The 16,186-nt window shown below is 61.3% G+C and carries 15 protein-coding genes; 2 read left to right on the forward strand and 13 right to left on the reverse strand.

What is annotated here, in order from left to right; genetic code table 11:
- Nucleotides 1-15: 15 nt before the first annotated feature.
- The 6 genes from PXK01_RS08685 to PXK01_RS08710 form a co-directional block, all read right to left on the reverse strand.
- The gene (locus PXK01_RS08685) at nt 16-720 is read right to left on the reverse strand and encodes an ABC transporter ATP-binding protein (protein ID WP_342455862.1); all 705 of its coding nucleotides are present in this window, start codon (nt 718-720) and stop codon (nt 16-18) included.
- A complete protein-coding gene (locus PXK01_RS08690; RefSeq protein ID WP_274859666.1) occupies nt 717-1,475 on the reverse strand; it encodes an ABC transporter ATP-binding protein in 759 nt (252 codons plus the stop codon). Before PXK01_RS08690 ends, PXK01_RS08685 begins: the two co-directional genes overlap by 4 nt.
- The gene (locus PXK01_RS08695; RefSeq protein WP_274847587.1) at nt 1,472-2,755 is read right to left on the reverse strand and encodes a branched-chain amino acid ABC transporter permease; all 1,284 of its coding nucleotides are present in this window, start codon (nt 2,753-2,755) and stop codon (nt 1,472-1,474) included. The genes PXK01_RS08690 and PXK01_RS08695 overlap by 4 nt, the downstream gene beginning before the upstream one ends.
- A complete protein-coding gene (locus PXK01_RS08700) occupies nt 2,752-3,708 on the reverse strand; it encodes a branched-chain amino acid ABC transporter permease (protein WP_274847586.1) in 957 nt (318 codons plus the stop codon). Before PXK01_RS08700 ends, PXK01_RS08695 begins: the two co-directional genes overlap by 4 nt.
- Before the next feature lie 92 nt (nt 3,709-3,800).
- Nucleotides 3,801-5,045 carry a branched-chain amino acid ABC transporter substrate-binding protein gene (locus tag PXK01_RS08705; RefSeq protein ID WP_274847585.1) on the reverse strand — a complete coding sequence of 415 codons (1,245 nt, stop codon included), beginning with the start codon at nt 5,043-5,045 and terminating at the stop codon, nt 3,801-3,803.
- A 695-nt stretch (nt 5,046-5,740) separates the two neighbouring features.
- A complete protein-coding gene (locus tag PXK01_RS08710) occupies nt 5,741-6,676 on the reverse strand; it encodes an SDR family NAD(P)-dependent oxidoreductase (protein ID WP_274859667.1) in 936 nt (311 codons plus the stop codon).
- Nucleotides 6,677-7,193: 517 nt separating this feature from the next.
- Here PXK01_RS08710 and PXK01_RS08715 point away from each other — a divergent pair.
- The gene (locus PXK01_RS08715) at nt 7,194-7,664 is read left to right on the forward strand and encodes a MaoC family dehydratase (protein WP_274859668.1); all 471 of its coding nucleotides are present in this window, start codon (nt 7,194-7,196) and stop codon (nt 7,662-7,664) included.
- A gap of 66 nt (nt 7,665-7,730) precedes the next feature.
- Here PXK01_RS08715 and PXK01_RS08720 read toward each other — a convergent pair whose 3' ends face one another.
- The 4 genes from PXK01_RS08720 to PXK01_RS08735 form a co-directional block, all read right to left on the reverse strand.
- Nucleotides 7,731-8,489, reverse strand: coding sequence for an ABC transporter ATP-binding protein (locus tag PXK01_RS08720; protein WP_274859669.1), 759 nt, complete (start codon nt 8,487-8,489; stop codon nt 7,731-7,733).
- On the reverse strand, nt 8,486-9,583 hold the full coding sequence (locus PXK01_RS08725) for a FecCD family ABC transporter permease (protein WP_274859670.1): 1,098 nt from the start codon (nt 9,581-9,583) through the stop codon (nt 8,486-8,488). Before PXK01_RS08725 ends, PXK01_RS08720 begins: the two co-directional genes overlap by 4 nt.
- Nucleotides 9,583-10,701, reverse strand: a complete 1,119-nt coding sequence (locus PXK01_RS08730) for an ABC transporter substrate-binding protein (protein WP_274859671.1) — start codon at nt 10,699-10,701, stop codon at nt 9,583-9,585. The genes PXK01_RS08725 and PXK01_RS08730 overlap by 1 nt, the downstream gene beginning before the upstream one ends.
- A 78-nt stretch (nt 10,702-10,779) precedes the next feature.
- Nucleotides 10,780-11,154, reverse strand: a complete 375-nt coding sequence (locus PXK01_RS08735; protein WP_274859672.1) for a DUF2946 family protein — start codon at nt 11,152-11,154, stop codon at nt 10,780-10,782.
- Nucleotides 11,155-11,451: 297 nt separating this feature from the next.
- Here PXK01_RS08735 and zapE point away from each other — a divergent pair, with 297 nt between their 5' ends.
- A complete protein-coding gene (gene zapE / locus PXK01_RS08740; RefSeq protein ID WP_274859674.1) occupies nt 11,452-12,522 on the forward strand; it encodes a cell division protein ZapE in 1,071 nt (356 codons plus the stop codon).
- 93 nt (nt 12,523-12,615) lie between these two features.
- Here the strand turns inward: zapE and PXK01_RS08745 are convergent, their stop codons facing one another.
- From PXK01_RS08745 to PXK01_RS08755, 3 genes are all read right to left on the reverse strand, one after another.
- Entirely contained in the window at nt 12,616-13,890 is a 1,275-nt protein-coding gene (locus PXK01_RS08745; RefSeq protein ID WP_274859675.1) for a bifunctional folylpolyglutamate synthase/dihydrofolate synthase, read from the reverse strand.
- A 101-nt stretch (nt 13,891-13,991) separates the two neighbouring features.
- Nucleotides 13,992-14,951 carry an acetyl-CoA carboxylase, carboxyltransferase subunit beta gene (gene accD, locus PXK01_RS08750; RefSeq protein ID WP_274859676.1) on the reverse strand — a complete coding sequence of 320 codons (960 nt, stop codon included), beginning with the start codon at nt 14,949-14,951 and terminating at the stop codon, nt 13,992-13,994.
- 60 nt (nt 14,952-15,011) lie between these two features.
- Nucleotides 15,012-15,902, reverse strand: a complete 891-nt coding sequence (locus PXK01_RS08755; RefSeq protein ID WP_274859678.1) for a CPBP family intramembrane glutamic endopeptidase — start codon at nt 15,900-15,902, stop codon at nt 15,012-15,014.
- Between the last annotated feature and the right edge of the window lie 284 nt (nt 15,903-16,186).

Here is a 16,186-nt window from a genome sequence, read left to right on the forward strand (position 1 = left end):
CTGCCGCAGCAAGGATCAAACTTCCAGCCACTCCTTGCGCACATCATCGCGTTGCCGCAGTTCTTCCGGCGTGCCCTCGAAAACCATCTGGCCATGTCCCATGACATAGACCCGATGCGCGATATCAAGCGCGATGGAGAGCTTCTGCTCGACCAGAAGGGTGGCAATGCCACGCTTGGCGATTTCCTGCAGCAGGCTTGCCACCCGCTGCACCATCTGCGGCGACAGACCTTCGGTCGGCTCGTCGATCATCACCAGGTCCGGATCGCCCATCAGCGTGCGGCACATGGTCAGCATCTGCTGTTCCCCGCCCGAAAGCACCGAAGCCTCGACATCGGCGCGGTTCGCGAGGTTCTCGAACATGTCGAACATGTTCTGCATTGACCAACGCCCCTGCCCGTCCTTCTGACCAGGCTTCAGCCCCAGGGTGAGGTTCTGCCGGGTCGTCAGACCGGGAAAGATGTCCCGGTTCTCGGGGACGTATCCGATACCGAGGTTGGCAACCTCATAGGCCTTCCTACCGGCGATTTCTTGGCCCTTGAACTTGACGGAACCCGAAGGTTCCACCTCGCCCATGATGGCCTTGCAGGTGGTCGAGCGCCCCACGCCATTGCGGCCCAGAAGGGCGACGATCTCGCCCTCCCGGATGTTCATGTTCACGCCCTGAAGGATATGCGACTTGCCGTAATAGGCGTGCATGTCATTGACTTCCAGCATCAGTGCCCTGCCTCCATTGCCTCGCCCAGGTAGGCCTCCTGCACGCGTGGGTTGGCGCGCACCTCTTCCGGGGCGCCGGTTGCGATGATTTCACCGTAGACGAGCACCGAGATCTTATCGGCAAGCCCGAAGACCACGCCCATGTCATGCTCCACCATGACCAGGGTCTTGCCCACGGTCACCTTCCGGATCAGCTCAACGATATAGTCGGTTTCCGAGTGGCTCATGCCGGCGGTGGGTTCGTCCAGCAGGATCACGTCGGCGCCACCGGCAATGGTGATCCCGATTTCCAGCGCACGCTGCTCTGCATAGGACAAGAGCCCCGCGGGCAGATCACGCCGCGCCGTCAGGTTGATCTGTTCAAGGATCGCCTCGGCTCCCTCGTTCAGGGCCCGCGACTTGGAAACCATGTTCCAGAACGAGTACTTGTAGCCCAGCGACCACAGAAGCGAACAGCGCACGTTCTCGAACACCGTCATCTTGGGAAAGATGTTGGTGATCTGGAACGACCGGCTGAGCCCCATGCGGTTGATCTCATAAGGGGCTTTGCCCGACAGATCCTGACCGTGCAGCTGGATGACGCCTGCGGTCTGCGGAAACCGTCCGGTGATCAGGTTGAACAGCGTGGACTTGCCGGCCCCGTTGGGGCCGATCACCGCGTGGCGTTCGTCATCCTTGATTTCAAGATTAACGCCACGAATGATCTCGGTCTGACCGAAGCTCTTGCGAAGGTTGGTAATTTCAAGGGCAGTGGTCATTCGCTCACCTCATCGGGGGTGTTTGCCTCATGCCAGGCCCCGGTCAGTTCCGGGCTTCCCTTGCGGGCAAGCCAGAAGCCCCCCAGGGCCAGGACGGCAAAAACAATCCAGGGCATCGGGTTACTATGGTCAAAGGTGGTCCAGAACAGGGTCATCTCGCTTTCACCGATGGCTGCGTGGCGGGCATGGAACATCAGCTCGATGAAACCGGCCAGACCGAGGATGCAGAGCACCGCGGGGACCAGGACCTTGATGTAGGGTTTCACGAGCATGCGCCATTTGCCCAGCTTGATCGGCGTCCCATGCATCATCAGCACTCCGGACAGGCCGCCGGGGAAGAACATCACCGTGGCCACGAACAGGGCGCCGACATAAAGGGCCCAAAGCTCGGTTTCGAGGCTGAGAACGGTCTGCAGCAAGGTAAAGACGATCGCGCCGATGATCGGCCCGAAGAAGAAGCCCACCCCACCCAGGAACGTCACCAAGAGGATCGAGCCCGAAGTATGCAGGTTCAGGTTCTCCTCGGTCAGGATCTCGTAGTTGATGGCAAACAATCCACCTGCAATGCCCGCGAAAAAGCCCGCGGCAATGAACGAGTAGAACCGCACCCAGCGCGCCGAGTAGCCGAGGAATTCGGCCCGTTCGGGATTGTCCCGCACCGCGTTGGCCATGCGACCGATCGGGGTGCGCGAAAACAGGTACATCAACAGCGCCGACACCAGCAGCCAGAAGGCGATCAGGTAGTAGACCTCGATCTGAGTGAGGAACTCGATGCCGAAGAAGGGCAGACCATAGGTCCGGTCGCCTGAAATGCCCTCCTCACCGCCGAAGAAGACGACGATGATGACGGAACAGGCGGCGATCAGCTCACCGACACCGAGCGAGATCATGGCAAAGACCGTGCCCGCCTTGCGGGTCGAGAAGGAGCCGACGATCAGCGCCAGGATCAGCCCGAAAATGCCTCCGAAAATCGGCAGGATCGGCAGGGGCAGCGAACCGAAGATCTCCCAGTTCATGATGTGAACACAGAGGAAACCGCCCACGCCCATGTAAACGGCATGGCCAAAGGACAGCATCCCGCCCTGTCCCAGCAACATGTTGTAGCTGAGCGCGAAGATGATGGTGATCGCCATCTGGTTCATGATGGTGATGGCGCTGTTGGATTGAAAGATGAAGGGCATCACCAGAAGGAACAGCCCCGCGATGATCCACGGCAGCGCCGCAGAGAGGGTCACGCCGCCCTGGGCGCGCGCCTGAGAAGTCTGTGCAGTATCGGTCATACGTCACGCTTTCCGAACAGGCCGTAGGGCCGGAACACCAGGATCAGCACCATCAGAAGGTACGGCAGGATGTCGGCAATCTGCGGCGAGGTGAGGGTCCAGAGATCGCGCCAGGCGCTGTCCCAGATCGGATCGGGCTTGTTAAAGCCAAGCCCGGTCAGGATGTCCTCCATCCGGACGTTGTAGGCCTTGGCGAAGGTGGTCAGCCAGCCGATGATCAAGGCCGCGACCAAGGCACCGCCCAGGCTGCCCAGGCCACCGATGACGATGGTCACGAAGACGATCGAACCAAGAACCACGGCCATGCCGGGGAAGGTTGACAGCACCGGACCGGCGATCACACCGGCCACGCCTGCCAGCGCCGTGCCGACGCCGAAAACACCCATAAAAACCAGCGGCACGTTGTGGCCGAGCGCCTCGACCGTGCGCGGATAGCTCAGCGCGGCCTGGATGATCATGCCGACGCGCGTCCGGGTCAGCACGTAGAGAAGACCCAGGAAAATCGCCAGCGACAGGAAGATCATGAAGACCTTGTAGGCCGGGATGTCATAGCTCGAGATCGAGAAGGCCGCGCCTTCCAGGATCTCCGGAATCTGATACGGAATCTGGTCATTGCCCCAGATGAATTTGACCAGTTCCTCGATGAGCAGCGCCAGGCCGAAGGTGAAGATCAACTCCGGAACGTGGCCATATTGGTGGACCCGGCGCAAGCCGTAGCGTTCCACCGCTGCCCCCACCAATCCTACAATCGGCGGAGCAATCAGAAGCCCCATCCAGAAACCGACGTAAGTGCTTATCTGATAAGCGAAATATGCGCCCAGCATGTAAAAGCTGGCATGGGCAAAATTCAGCACGCCCATCATCGAAAAGATCAGCGTCAGGCCGGCCGAGAGCATGAACAGCAATAGCCCCGTCACCAACCCGTCGATAAGATTCACCAATATGAGGTCCATGCCTCAATCTCCCCGCAGTCAGGTATTGTATTTTTTTGGCAAGAAAATCCCTCCGCGCCGGGTTTCAGGCGCGGAGGGCGGGAACAGGGGCCTTACGGCCGTTCCATCTTGCAGCTCGTTGGCGAGTCGGCCGACGCCATGGCGACGGTGTTCTCGACAACCATGCCGTAGCCCGAGTTGTCGTAGTCGAACTTCACGTTCTCGTCGGTATGCGCGAAGATATGCACGTCCTGGATCGCCTGGTGATCCTGAGGACGCATCTTGATGGTGCCACCCCAGAGGCTTTCGTGCTCCATGCCTTCCAGCGCGGTGCCGATGGCAACCACGTCGGTGGCGCTGCCTGCTTCGTTGATGGCTTTTGCCAGCATCTCGATCACGTTGGTGATACGGGCCTGGCTGACGTTGCCATCAGGGTACTTGGCCTTGAAGGCATCGACATAGGCCGCCGCACGATCGGACGCGATCGGGTTCAGCGGGCCTTCGGAGACCAGGCGCAGCGAGCCCTTGCCGGTTTCGCCAAAGGCGGCGGTGATGCCGTCAGCAGCAGCGTAGTAGGTGAAGATCGGGCCTTCGAAGCCGTTCTCGATGACCGACTTGCCGAGGTTCAGCATGTCAGAGCCCCAGTTGCCGGTGATGACCGCATCCGCTTCGGAGGCGACGATCTTGCGGGCATAGGGGGTGAAGTCCTTCACCTTGCCGATCGGGTGCAATTCGTTGCCGACGATCTCGATGTCGGGGCGCTTCTCGGTGAGGAAACGCACCGCGGCGGCGGCAACCGCTTTGCCGAAGCTGTAGTCCTGGCCGATGATGTAGACCTTGTTGATGTCCTGGCTGGCCGCGATCACGTCGGTCAGAGCGTCCATCTTGATGTCGGCATTGGCGTCGAAACGGAAGTGCCAGAAGTTGCACTTGTCGTTTGTCAGTGCCGGGTCGACCGCGGAATAGTTCAGGAACAGAACCCGGTCGTCGGGGTTGCGACGGTTGTGCTTGTTGATCGCTTCGGTCAGCGCGTTTGCCACACCGGAACTGTTGCCCTGTGCAATGAAGCGGATCCCCTGGTCGATCGCGACCTGCAACTGGATCAGGGATTCTTTCGGGCTGATCTTGTTGTCAAATGCCACGATCTCGAAGTTCTGTCCTCCCAGAACCCCGCCATTGGCATTGACCAGTGCTTCAGCCGCGAATTCATACTGATGCAGCCCGTTAATCCCTGTCGAGGCAAAGGGGCCCGACAGCGGATCGATAAAGGCGATCTTCACGTTTTCAGCAAGCGCAGCCGTTGTGCCAAGCGCCAGCGACAAGGCTGCCGTGGCGCCGAGTTTCATAATTGTTTTCATTTTTCTTCCTCCCAATGAGAGTTCGAAAAAGTTGAACTTGTGCCTTATTGTTCGAACTCTGCCCGCTCAGCGTTGCATAGCCCCAATTAAAGTCAAGCGTTTGCCGCTCCAGTCTTGTCTGGCGCAGCCGCTCAGGCCCCAAATGTCGTAACGTCATTTTGCGCACTGGCCCGCGTGCAGCCTTCCTGTGCGCAGCCCTGTGAAGGCAAGAATGGCAACAGGCCAAAAGAAATATACCTTATTGTTATTAAATGTATCTTTGGAGCATCTTGGGTTTTTTACGGCATGTTTCGTCTCGGCTTTCACACCCTCCCCAAAATGCTCCACCCCGTGCGGGTTTCATGATGGCGATCGTCGGTCGGCCTGTATGAAGGCCGCAAGCGCGCTCTGAAGCGCTTTTAGGGTGAAAATCGAATTCCACTGTGCAGAACCGATTTCCGCGATTCTGCCTGACGGCACTGCTGCCATTCAAATGTACGAATACTTAATCTCTTGACCGCAGCGACCAGCACGCCGCACGGAAATTCTGGGGGCTGTTTCTCTTTTCTCAAGACCCGTCACGCCTAGGCTCAGGACTCATTCATGCCACAGGAGGCAAAATAGCGGAGCCCAAAAGCCCAGTTGCCTGCGCCCGCCAGTGTCCATGGGCACGGGCGGCGACAAGAGCGTCGCGCCCGGGCCATCTCCCGTCGGGGTCAGGACCAATCCAGCTTCAGCCCCCGGGCCTGCGCAGCATTGGAGACGTATTTCTTGGTCTGGCTGAATGCATCACCCAATTCTTCCTGCCCTGCCGGGTCGCTGATCTGGCCAAGCTGCGCCGCCACCGCTTCCGGCGTATTCTCGGCGTCCTGCAGAGTAATCCCCGGCGTCTCGTAGACCCGGATCTGCGCGTAGCTCCCAGCACCGGCCCCCAGGATCATCTTGCTCGGGGCGTCTTCGCTGACCAGGTAGAGCAGACCGGGCGTGATGGTTTCAGGCGCCAGCAGGGCCTGCGCATCTGCGGGCATCAACTCTGCGGTCATGCGCGTCGCGGCCGTCGGAGCCAGGGTGTTCACACGGATGTTGTTGCGGGCGCCTTCCAGGTGCAACACGTTCATCAGCCCGACCATCGCCGCCTTGGCCGCGCCGTAGTTTGACTGACCAAAGTTGCCAAAGATCCCCGATGCCGAGGATGTCAGAACCACCCGCCCGTAATTCTGCTCGCGCATGATCGGCCAACAGGCCTGGGTGACAAGGGTCGACCCGATCAGATGCACATCCACCACCTTGCGGAAATCGTCCATCTCCATCTTGGCAAAGGTCTTGTCGCGCAGGATGCCGGCATTGTTCACAAGGATGTCGATGCGCCCCCAGGCGTCCATGACCTTGGCCACCATATCTGTGACGCCCGCCGCGTCGGACACGTCCGTGCCATGCGATAGCGCCTCGCCACCGGCGGCGCGGATCTCCGCGACCACGGCCTCGGCCGCCTCGGAGGAGGCGCCCTGCCCGTCGCGGCCCACGCCCAGATCATTCACCATCACCTTTGCGCCACGTGCAGCCAGCCCCAGCGCGTGGGAGCGGCCCAGCCCCGTGCCCGCGCCTGTTACGATGGCCACGCGGCCGTCAAATCTGATGTCTTTGCTTGTCATGGTTTCATCGCTCTTTCGAAATTGTTTGGCATGCTCAACTCATTGATGCCGTGGCGTTTCGGGATTTCCTCAGAAAGCAAAGCACCTGCGCCTCATCCTTCCGGTCCAACCCACTTGAATGTCAGGTCTTTAGTCGGCGATCGTCCACCCAAAAACGCGAAGTGCTACTGAGTACCTTGCCGCTGTCCTGCAGGTTTTTGTTCCGCTATGTAAAATTACATCTCGCTATTCGGCTGACAAGCCGTATTGTCTGACCTCGTGACCGCATCCAAGGCATGTCATGCCAACGCTTGAGTGTCTCAAATGAAAGCCATGCCGCGCATCATCCCCGCTGGTCCCTCTTCAAAAGGATCAAATTCCCATCACCTGAACTTACCGAGCGCGAAATCCCAGTCAGCATTCAACCGGTCCACATTCGAGCCGTCGACCTGAGCATTTGCGACATCCAGATCATTGGCGATCTCGACCAGTTGGATCGGCCCGACCGTTTCGCATTCAGATACAAGGAGGCCCTTGAATGACCGCCCTGCAAAACGCCCTGGCAAACGCCGAAGCCCAGATTGGCCGTGAAGTCGGCGTATCCAACTGGATTACCGTGGATCAAGCCATGATCGACAGCTTCGCCGATGCGACGCATGATCAACAATGGATTCACACCGACCCGGAGCGCGCAGCCGCAGAATCGCCGTTCGGCACCACCATCGCCCATGGCTTTCTGACCCTCTCGCTTGCCAGCCGTTTTGCCTACGACTGCTTTGAAACGCTCGAAGGGCAGGTGATGAGCGTCAACTACGGGCTGAACAAGCTGCGGTTTCTGAACCCGGTCAAAGCCGGATCACGGGTCCGTGGGCGATTTGTCCTGAAAGAGATCAAAGCCCGAAACGAGCGGGAACTCCTGCGGACCAATATTCTGACAATCGAAATCGAGGGCGAAGAAACGCCCGCGCTCGTCGCTGAATGGCTGGGCCTGGCCGTATTCCAGGACTGATCCCTGGTCTCGGGATCCGTTGATCCTAGCAACTGTATTTTTCAGGCCGCCTGAAAAATACAGTTGCTAGACAGCCCGCAAAGGCAGCACCTGTACGTTGTCTGCGGTGTCCCGGGTCACCCTGGCTTCAATTCCATACATCCTGCGCAGGTTGTCCGAGGTCAGCACATCCGTCGCGGCGCCAGAGGCGATCTTCTCTCCGCCGCTCAGGCCAATGAAGCGATCGGCATATTGCGCAGCCATGTTCAGGTCGTGCATGGCCAGGCCGATGACGGTTCCGTTCTGGCTTGCGATCTGGCGCAGCCGTTCAAGCACCAGCAATTGATGGCGCAGGTCAAGCGCAGCAGTGGGTTCGTCCAACAACAGCACCTTGGGACGCCGAAACAGGGCCTGCGTCAGGAACACCAGCTGACGCTGCCCGCCGCTGATCTCATCCAACTGGCGGTCATGCAGCTGGGTCAGCCCGAAGGTATCCAGCGCCGTCATCGCCGCATCGGCCATACCGGAGGGCAGCCGCAGACCAAGGTTCCCCAGCCGCCCCAGAAGCACAACCTCCAGCACCGTCAAAGAGGACTGAGCGCTTGTGTCCTGCGGCATGTAGGCAACCTGTCGGCGCTGATCCTCGGGTGAAAGGGGGCGCCCCGAAAAGAACAGGCGCCCCTGCATCGGGGACAGACCGGCCAGGGCGCGCAGCAGGGTTGATTTACCTGCGCCATTGCAGCCGATCAGGGCGGTCAGCTGCCCTTTCGGCCAGTGATCATCGAGCGCGCGGATGATCGCTGTTTTACCATAAGAAACGCTCAGGTCCTGGATCTGAAAGCTCACCAATGCCTCCTTTGCCCGCGCAGGATCAGAAAGAACAGGAACGGCACGCCGATCAGGGCGGTAACGATCCCGATCGGGATCACGCCGCCGGGCGAAACCAGTTTGGACAGGACGGAAGATCCGGCCATGGTGATCGCCCCCATCAGCGCCGCCATGGGCAAAAGCACCCGCTGGTCCTCCCCCACAAGCATGCGGGCGATATGCGGCGCCACCAGACCGACAAATCCGATCGTGCCGACAAAGGCGACGGCAGCCGCCGTCAGCAAAGCCACCAGTGCGAACATCTTCACCCGCAGCCGCCGCACATCCACTCCGATGGCCGCGGCGCGCGCATCGCCCAACCGCAGGGCCGTCAGCTGCCAGAGGTGGGGCAACACCGCGAGGCTGGTCAGGGCAAAGACCACGGCGACAATCGGCACATTGTTCCAGCTGGCCTTGAGCAGGGAGCCGAACAGCCAGAACACGATGGCCTGAAGCACTTCGGGCGCAGCCAGGTACTGGACCAGGGATTGCGCCGATTGGAACATAAACAGTGTGGCAATGCCCGCCAGCACCATGATCTCGGGGCGCATTCCGCGGATGTTTGAAAAGGCAAAGACAAGGGCGGCGGCAAGAACGCACATCACAAAGGCGGACAACGGAACGGTAAGCCACGGCAGAAAGGGCAGGCTGAATCCTGTCAGAATAGCCAGAGCCGCGCCAAACCCTGCCGCCGCGGAAAACCCAAGCGTATAGGGGCTGGCCAGCGGATTGCCGAGGATGGTCTGCATATGCACCCCCGCCACCCCAAGAGACATGCCCACCAGCGTCGCCATCAGCGTGCTGGGCAGGCGAATATCCCGGACGATGATCAGGGTCATATTGTCGGCATGGGCCGGGACAAAAAGCCCCCTCAGAACGTCCCCGAGGCCCAGCATTGCAGGCCCGGTCAGAATGTCGGCCACCATCAGGGCCGCCAGAACGGCAGCGGCAGCGGCCAGTCGGGCCAGGCGCCGCAGCGCCCCGCTGCGATACACAGCCAGCCGGGCGCCATCGGGGGCGGTTTGCACCGCCCCCGGGCTTTGCGGAGACCCTGCCTCGCGCGAGGCAGTCATTATCCCTCTCCGCCCGGCAGTTGGGTTATGTAGGTGCCCTTGAAGGCGACCGGCATGTAGGTGGCAAAGAACCTGTCCAAGGCCGCTTGCGGATCCAGATCCGCAAAATGCTCGGGATACATGGCCTTGGCGAGGAACTGCAGGAACGCATAGTCATAGAGCGTGCGGTTGCCGCCATGATAGATGCCGAAGACCCGGCCGCCCTTGACCGCATCCAGATCCGCCCAACCCGGACGCGCCATATAGGCCTGCATGCGTGCATGGGTCAGGGCGCTATCGACACCCGGCCCCATGATCACGGCCTCGTCACGCCCCGCCCAGCCAGAGCCGGCCAGCAGGATCACCTGAGGGTTCTGCGCCAGGACATATTCCGGGCTCAGCTTGCCCCAGTTGCTGATTTGACCATTGGCGATATTCTTCGCCTGCAACTGGTCGATCACGCTGCCCCATTGCGTGCCGGAGTAGGAGTTGTCGACCGTGTCCTTGCCCTTGCGCGCCAGTTCCACATAGACCTTGGGACGCGCGCCCTCGGGCAGCCCGGCCAAGCGGGCCTCGACCTCGGCCACCGCAGCCGCATATTCGTCAGCCAGTGCCTTGGCGCGGTCTTCCGCTCCCATGAGCTGCCCCAGAATCTCGGTCGATTTCACATGCATGTCGACGGTCTGCGCATTGTAATCGAGCACCACGATCGGCACCCCTGCGTCTTGCAGACGGTCGGCAACATCGCCCAGCGCCTTGAACTGCCATGCGGCCAGAACCGCGACATCGGGCTGTGCCGCGACTGCGGCTTCCAGGGAGAAGGTGCCGGAATCGACCTCCCCGACGTCTGCCAGTTCCGTCAGACGCGGAATCGCCGCCGTATAGGTCTGCCATTGCAGGTTTCGCCAGCCTTCCCAGGTGTCCTTGGAAATGGCGACAACACGGTCATAGCCCTCAGGGCCAGCAACGGCCATGAAGTCTTCGAAGTAGAAGCCCAGCAGAATCCGCTGCGGGTCTTCGGGCACCTCGACGGTCCGGCCCATGGTATCGGTCAGGGTGATGTTGCCAGCCCAGGCAGGCATGGCAAGGGAGGCCGCAAGAACGGCTGCGGCGGCGCCGCGGACAAGTGCTTTGAACATAGGTTTTCCTTTGAGTTCACAAAACGCTCCGGACCCCGCCACAATGGCGGTCCGGGTTTTCCTTGAAGGTGTGAAAGCTCAAACGAAGGGGGGTGCCCTGCTGTCGTAATCCGCCACGAAGCGCAGCGGCTTGTGTGGCGGTGGGGCCAGAACCAGCTTTTGCTGAAAGGATCTGGCTATTGCGATCCACCTCACCTCGCCGCGATCCGCGCAATCGGTGACCGAGCCAAAGGACTGGCACCATTCGCACCCCTCCCCGCCCACCGCAGGTTCGACCGGCTCACCGGTCTCGGGGTTGACGCTGATTTGCTGAAGACCGTCAGCTGAGCAGATTGTAATCTGCATCGCGTCAGCAGAGGTGCCGATCATCATCCCAGTCATGGAAAACTGGATGAACAGCCATGTAAGCGCCGGAAACAGCAAACCCAATTTATGAAGCAGTCTGCGTTTCACGCGCGGTCCATCGTCTTATGTTCGGGGTGTTCATTACAGGTTTGCCAAAATCGGTCAACGTGATGCCATGAGGCAAATTGACGTGGGGTGGTTTGCTTTGGCACCGGCCTCGCGCGCCCCCAGCCTGGGCCATGTTGCACCCCGCTACGACAAAGCCACCGAAAGCTCCCATGGCGTCTTCGCATCACGCCGATCCACCTTTTGCTCTGCCATTTGTCGGCATGAACCCGGTCACTCGCGATTGGAAAACAATGCTGCGCCTTCCCATCCTCTGCACTGCGCGCTATGGCTGACGCCATGACCCAGGTAACCGCGCTCTATCAGACCCGCAGCGAGACAGGCCAGATCCGCCCGGATCCGGCGCAGCAGGCGGTATTGCCGGAATTTGACCGTATTGCCCAGGGGCTGATGGCGCCGCCGGTGAAACGCGGCCTGTTCCGCAAGGCCACGCGCGAAGAGGTCAAGGGGCTCTACCTCTGGGGCGGGGTTGGGCGTGGTAAATCCATGCTGATGGATCTCTTTGTCGATAGCCTTGGTGATATCCCCGCGCGGCGGGTGCACTTCCATGCCTTCATGCAGGAGATCCACGCCAAGATGCACGAGGCGCGTCAAAGCGGTGTGCAGGATACCCTGGCGCCGGTGGCAAAGGAGGTCGCCGAGTCGGTGCGCCTTCTCGCCTTTGACGAGATGCAGATCACCGACATCACCGATGCGATGATCGTGGGTCGCCTGTTCGAGGCGCTGTTCGAGGCGGGCGTCACCGTGGTCACCACCTCGAACCGGGTGCCGGATGATCTTTACAAGAACGGTCTCAACCGCCAGCTGTTCCTGCCCTTCATCGACCTGATCAAGGAGAAGATGCAGGTCTGGGAGATGGTCAGCCCGGTGGATTACCGGCAGGACCGTCTCAAGGGGTCGCCGGTCTATTTCTCGCCGGTGAATGCCGACTCCCGCGCCCAGATACGGGCCATCTGGGAGGATCTTTCGGGCGGCGATGCCCAGCCGCTGACGCTGGAAGTGAAGGGTCGCGAGGTGGTGCTGCCGGGCTTCCGCAACGGGGTGGCACGGGCCACCTTCTATGACTTGTGCGGCAAGATGCTGGGGCCGGGTGATTACCTCGCCATCGCCGAAGAGGTGAAGGTGCTGGTGCTTGAGGACATCCCCCGCCTGTCGCGCAGCAACTTCAACGAGGCGAAGCGCTTCGTCACCCTGATCGATGCATTGTACGAAGCACAGGTGCGACTGATCTGCACCGCGGCGGCGGAACCGGAATTCCTCTACGTCGAAGGTGACGGCGCATTCGAATTTGAACGCACGGCAAGCCGCCTGCGCGAGATGCAGGACAAGGACTGGGGCCAGGACGGCTGAAAACAGCCCGCGCCGCGTCAGCGGCGCTCGGCCCAACGGGATGAGATCGCAAGATCGAAGACGGGCGGGAGCGCCCCGCCCTGCCCGTGTCGTTCAACCGTTCTCGCGCAGGATATTGCCCGCAAGATAGAGCGAACCGCAGATCAGCACCCGTGCGCTCGCATCTTCGGCAACGATCGCCTCCAGCGCCGACAGGGCATCTTCGGCACGGCTGGCGTTGACACCCACGGATTTCGCAGCAGCTTCTGTCTCTTCGGCGCTCAGCGTCGCCGCCTCGCCGGGGATCGAGATGGCCGTCAGGCTCTCCACATGGGGCGCCAGCGGCGCCATATAGCCCCTCACATCCTTGGTGTTCAGCATCCCGCAAATGAGATGCGTCGGCCGCTTTGGCAGCCCCTTCAGCACCTCTGCCAGAGCCACCCCTGCCGCCGCGTTGTGCCCGCCATCGAGCCACAGTTCGGCGCCCGCAGCAGCCTCCACCAGCGGACCGGTCTTCAGCCGCTGCATCCGGGCGGGCCACTGCGCCCGTGTCATCGCCGCCTCGCAGGCTGCCTCATCCATCCCCAGGTGACGCAGGGCGGCCAGAGCGGCGCCTGCGTTCTGCACCTGATGGGCGCCGATCAGCGCGGGCATCGGCAGGTCCAGAAGGCCGGTTTCATCCTGGAAGATCAGCCGCCCGCGTTCCTCGTAGACGTGCCAGTGCTGGCCATGGGCAATCAGCGGCGCGCCATGGCGGGCGGCGACAGCTTCGATCACCTCCATCGCCTCATCCTCCTGCGGGCCGACAACGACAGGCACGCCGCGCTTGATGATCCCGGCCTTTTCGCCTGCGATCTTTGCCAGGGTATTGCCGAGAAACTGTTCGTGGTCGATCGACACCGGAGTGATCACCGAAAGGGCGGGTTTGGCGATCACGTTGGTGGCGTCCAGCCGCCCGCCAAGCCCGACTTCCAGCAGCGTGAAATCCGCAGGCGTGCGGGCAAAGGCCAGCAATGCGGCACAGGTGGTGATCTCGAAATAGGTGATATTAACGCCGCCATTCCTGGCATAGCACTCGTCCAGCACCTCGGTCAGATGATCCTCAGAGATCAGCTCCCCGGCCAGGCGGATGCGTTCATGAAACCGCGCCAGATGCGGCGAGGTATAGGCATGCACCGCCTTCCCCGCCCCTTCGAGCCCGGCCCGGATCATCGCCTGGGTCGATCCCTTGCCATTGGTGCCCGCGATATGAATGACCGGCGGCAGGCGGTCCTGCGGATCGTCCAGCGCCGCGAGCAGCCGCCAGACCCGATCCAGCGTCAGATCGATGATCTTGGGATGCAGCGCCATCATGCGGTCAAGGATGGCATCGGAACGCGCTTTGGTCATGGGAGGCTCCCGAACAGGATCTTTTGAAAAAGCCCGCCCGCCGGATCTGGCAGACGGGCGCAGCGCCGCTGTCGGCGCGAGCACATCTTGTTGTGCAAGACTTACTTGGCTTTCGCCCCTGCATCCGCGGCAGGTTTGCCGCTCTTTTCGACCTTGGGCGGCGCAATCTCCGCCGTCTCCGAAGGCGCGGGCAGATCGCCCACCACCTGCGGCGGCAGGCCCATCAGCATGCGCAGGATGGTGATCAGCTCCTCGCGCAGCTCGGTGCGCGGGGTCACCCGGTCCAGCATGCCATGATCCAGCAGGTATTCGGCGCGCTGGAAACCGTCGGGCAGCTTCTCGCGGATGGTCTGTTCGATCACGCGGGGACCGGCAAAGCAGATCAGCGCATTGGGTTCCGAGATCTGCACATCCCCCAGCATCGCGTAAGAAGCGGTCACACCCCCGGTGGTGGGATGGGTCAGAACCACGATATAGGGAAGGCCGGCCTCTTTCAGCATCTGCACCGCCACGGTGGTGCGCGGCATCTGCATCAGCGACAGGATGCCTTCCTGCATGCGCGCGCCGCCGGCAGCCGAGAACAGGATCAGCGGGCGTTTCAGTTTCACCGCCTCTTCGGCGGCGGCGATGATCGCATTGCCCACATACATCCCCATGGAGCCCCCCATGAAGGAGAAATCCTGCCCGACGGCAACGATGGGCGTGCGGCCCATTTCACCGGCAGCAACCAGCATGGCTTCTTTTTCGCCGGTTTTCTTCTGCGCCGCCTTCATGCGGTCGGGATATTTCTTCTGGTCGCGGAACTTCAGCGGGTCGGCCAAAGGTTCCGGCACCGCAATCTCGGTGAAGATGCCGCCGTCGAACAGGGCATTGAACCGATCGCGCGGCGTGATGTGCATGTGATGGCCGCAGTTGGTGCAGACGTTCAGATTGTCCTTCAACTCGCGGTGAAACAGCATGGTGCCGCACTCGTCGCATTTGGTCCACAGGTTCTCCGGGACTTCACGGCGCGAGAAGATCGAGTTGATCCGCGGGCGGACGTAGTTGGTGATCCAGTTCATATCATGCCTCTGTAGGGGCTGTTTGGCCCCTCAGATAAGCCCCATCGCGATCAATTGCAATCAGCGGCGTATCGCAAGGCGCGCCGCCAGCCAGGTGACCAGCATCAGCGCAAAGTCCACCGCGAGCCAGGGACGCAGGGCCTGTGCATCCGACATCTCGTAGGGCATCAGGTAGAGCGACAGCCCATAGAGGCTGGTGGGTGAGGCAAACAGCAAGAGCGCCGTGACATTGTTGAAGAAATGCACCGCGATCGCAGGCCCCAGCGTGCCCGAGCGCGCTGTCAGATCCGCCATCAACAGGCCAAAGACCCCGGCCCAAAGCGCGATCAGTACGGCGTTTTCTCCGGCCTCATTCGGCAGGTAGTGGCCCAGCGCAAACAGGGCCGAGGGCGCCAAGAGCCAGACCAGAGGGTTTTTGAACCGGGCCGCCAGACCCTGCTGGATATAGCCGCGAAAGACGATCTCCTCGGCGCTGGTCTGAATCAGCACCACCAACAGGGAAAAGGGCAGCAGCGACAGCCAAAGCCCGAAGGACAGGTTGGGCGTCAGCGGCGCCCCCATATCATAGGGCGGCAGCAGCGACAGGGTGATGCCCAGCGCGATCAGGTACAGGCTCACCCGCAGGAATTGGTGGATCAGGGGGCGCGGATGGCCGATGACCGACCAGAAGGAGCGGTCCTGCAACACGCGCGCTGTCAGCGCCACGCCAAAGGTCATGAAGGCAAAGCCCCCCAGAAGCACTAGCATCGCCCCCGGTGTTGTGCCACTCTGCAGCCCCTCGATCCAATCGCCGGGAAACAGCGTCGCCAGCAGCGGCAGCGTGAGGGAAGACAGGGCAAACCCCACCAGGTAGATCAGAATCAAGCCAAGCCCCAACCGCCACAGCTCGGGCTTTGCCCGTGCCGCGCGCACCAGGGCTTCATGGGCTGTGTAATCCTGTCGTCCCTGCATGCGGACCTCGATCCTCCGTCTTGTCCCGGTCCCGTTCGGGGTCCGGCTGCACCCCCGGGCTCCTTGCTGTGCCATCGACAGCCTCCTGCCCTCGGCATGGGCCAGATGGCCTGCCATCGTCTCTAGCAGGCGCAGGGCGGCGTTGACATCGCTTTCGATCCCCCCCTGTATTTCGCGGCACCAATGCGCGGGGTCACAGGGCGCAGGGTCACGGGGCAAAAGGCCGTCTTAATTCTTGTCCTGAACGGCTCGGGCACTTATTCCTGTTGGGGCGCGCGAAAAAG

Origin of the sequence: Phaeobacter sp. PT47_59 (genome assembly GCF_028890025.1) — a bacterium.
Classification (GTDB): domain Bacteria; phylum Pseudomonadota; class Alphaproteobacteria; order Rhodobacterales; family Rhodobacteraceae; genus Phycobacter.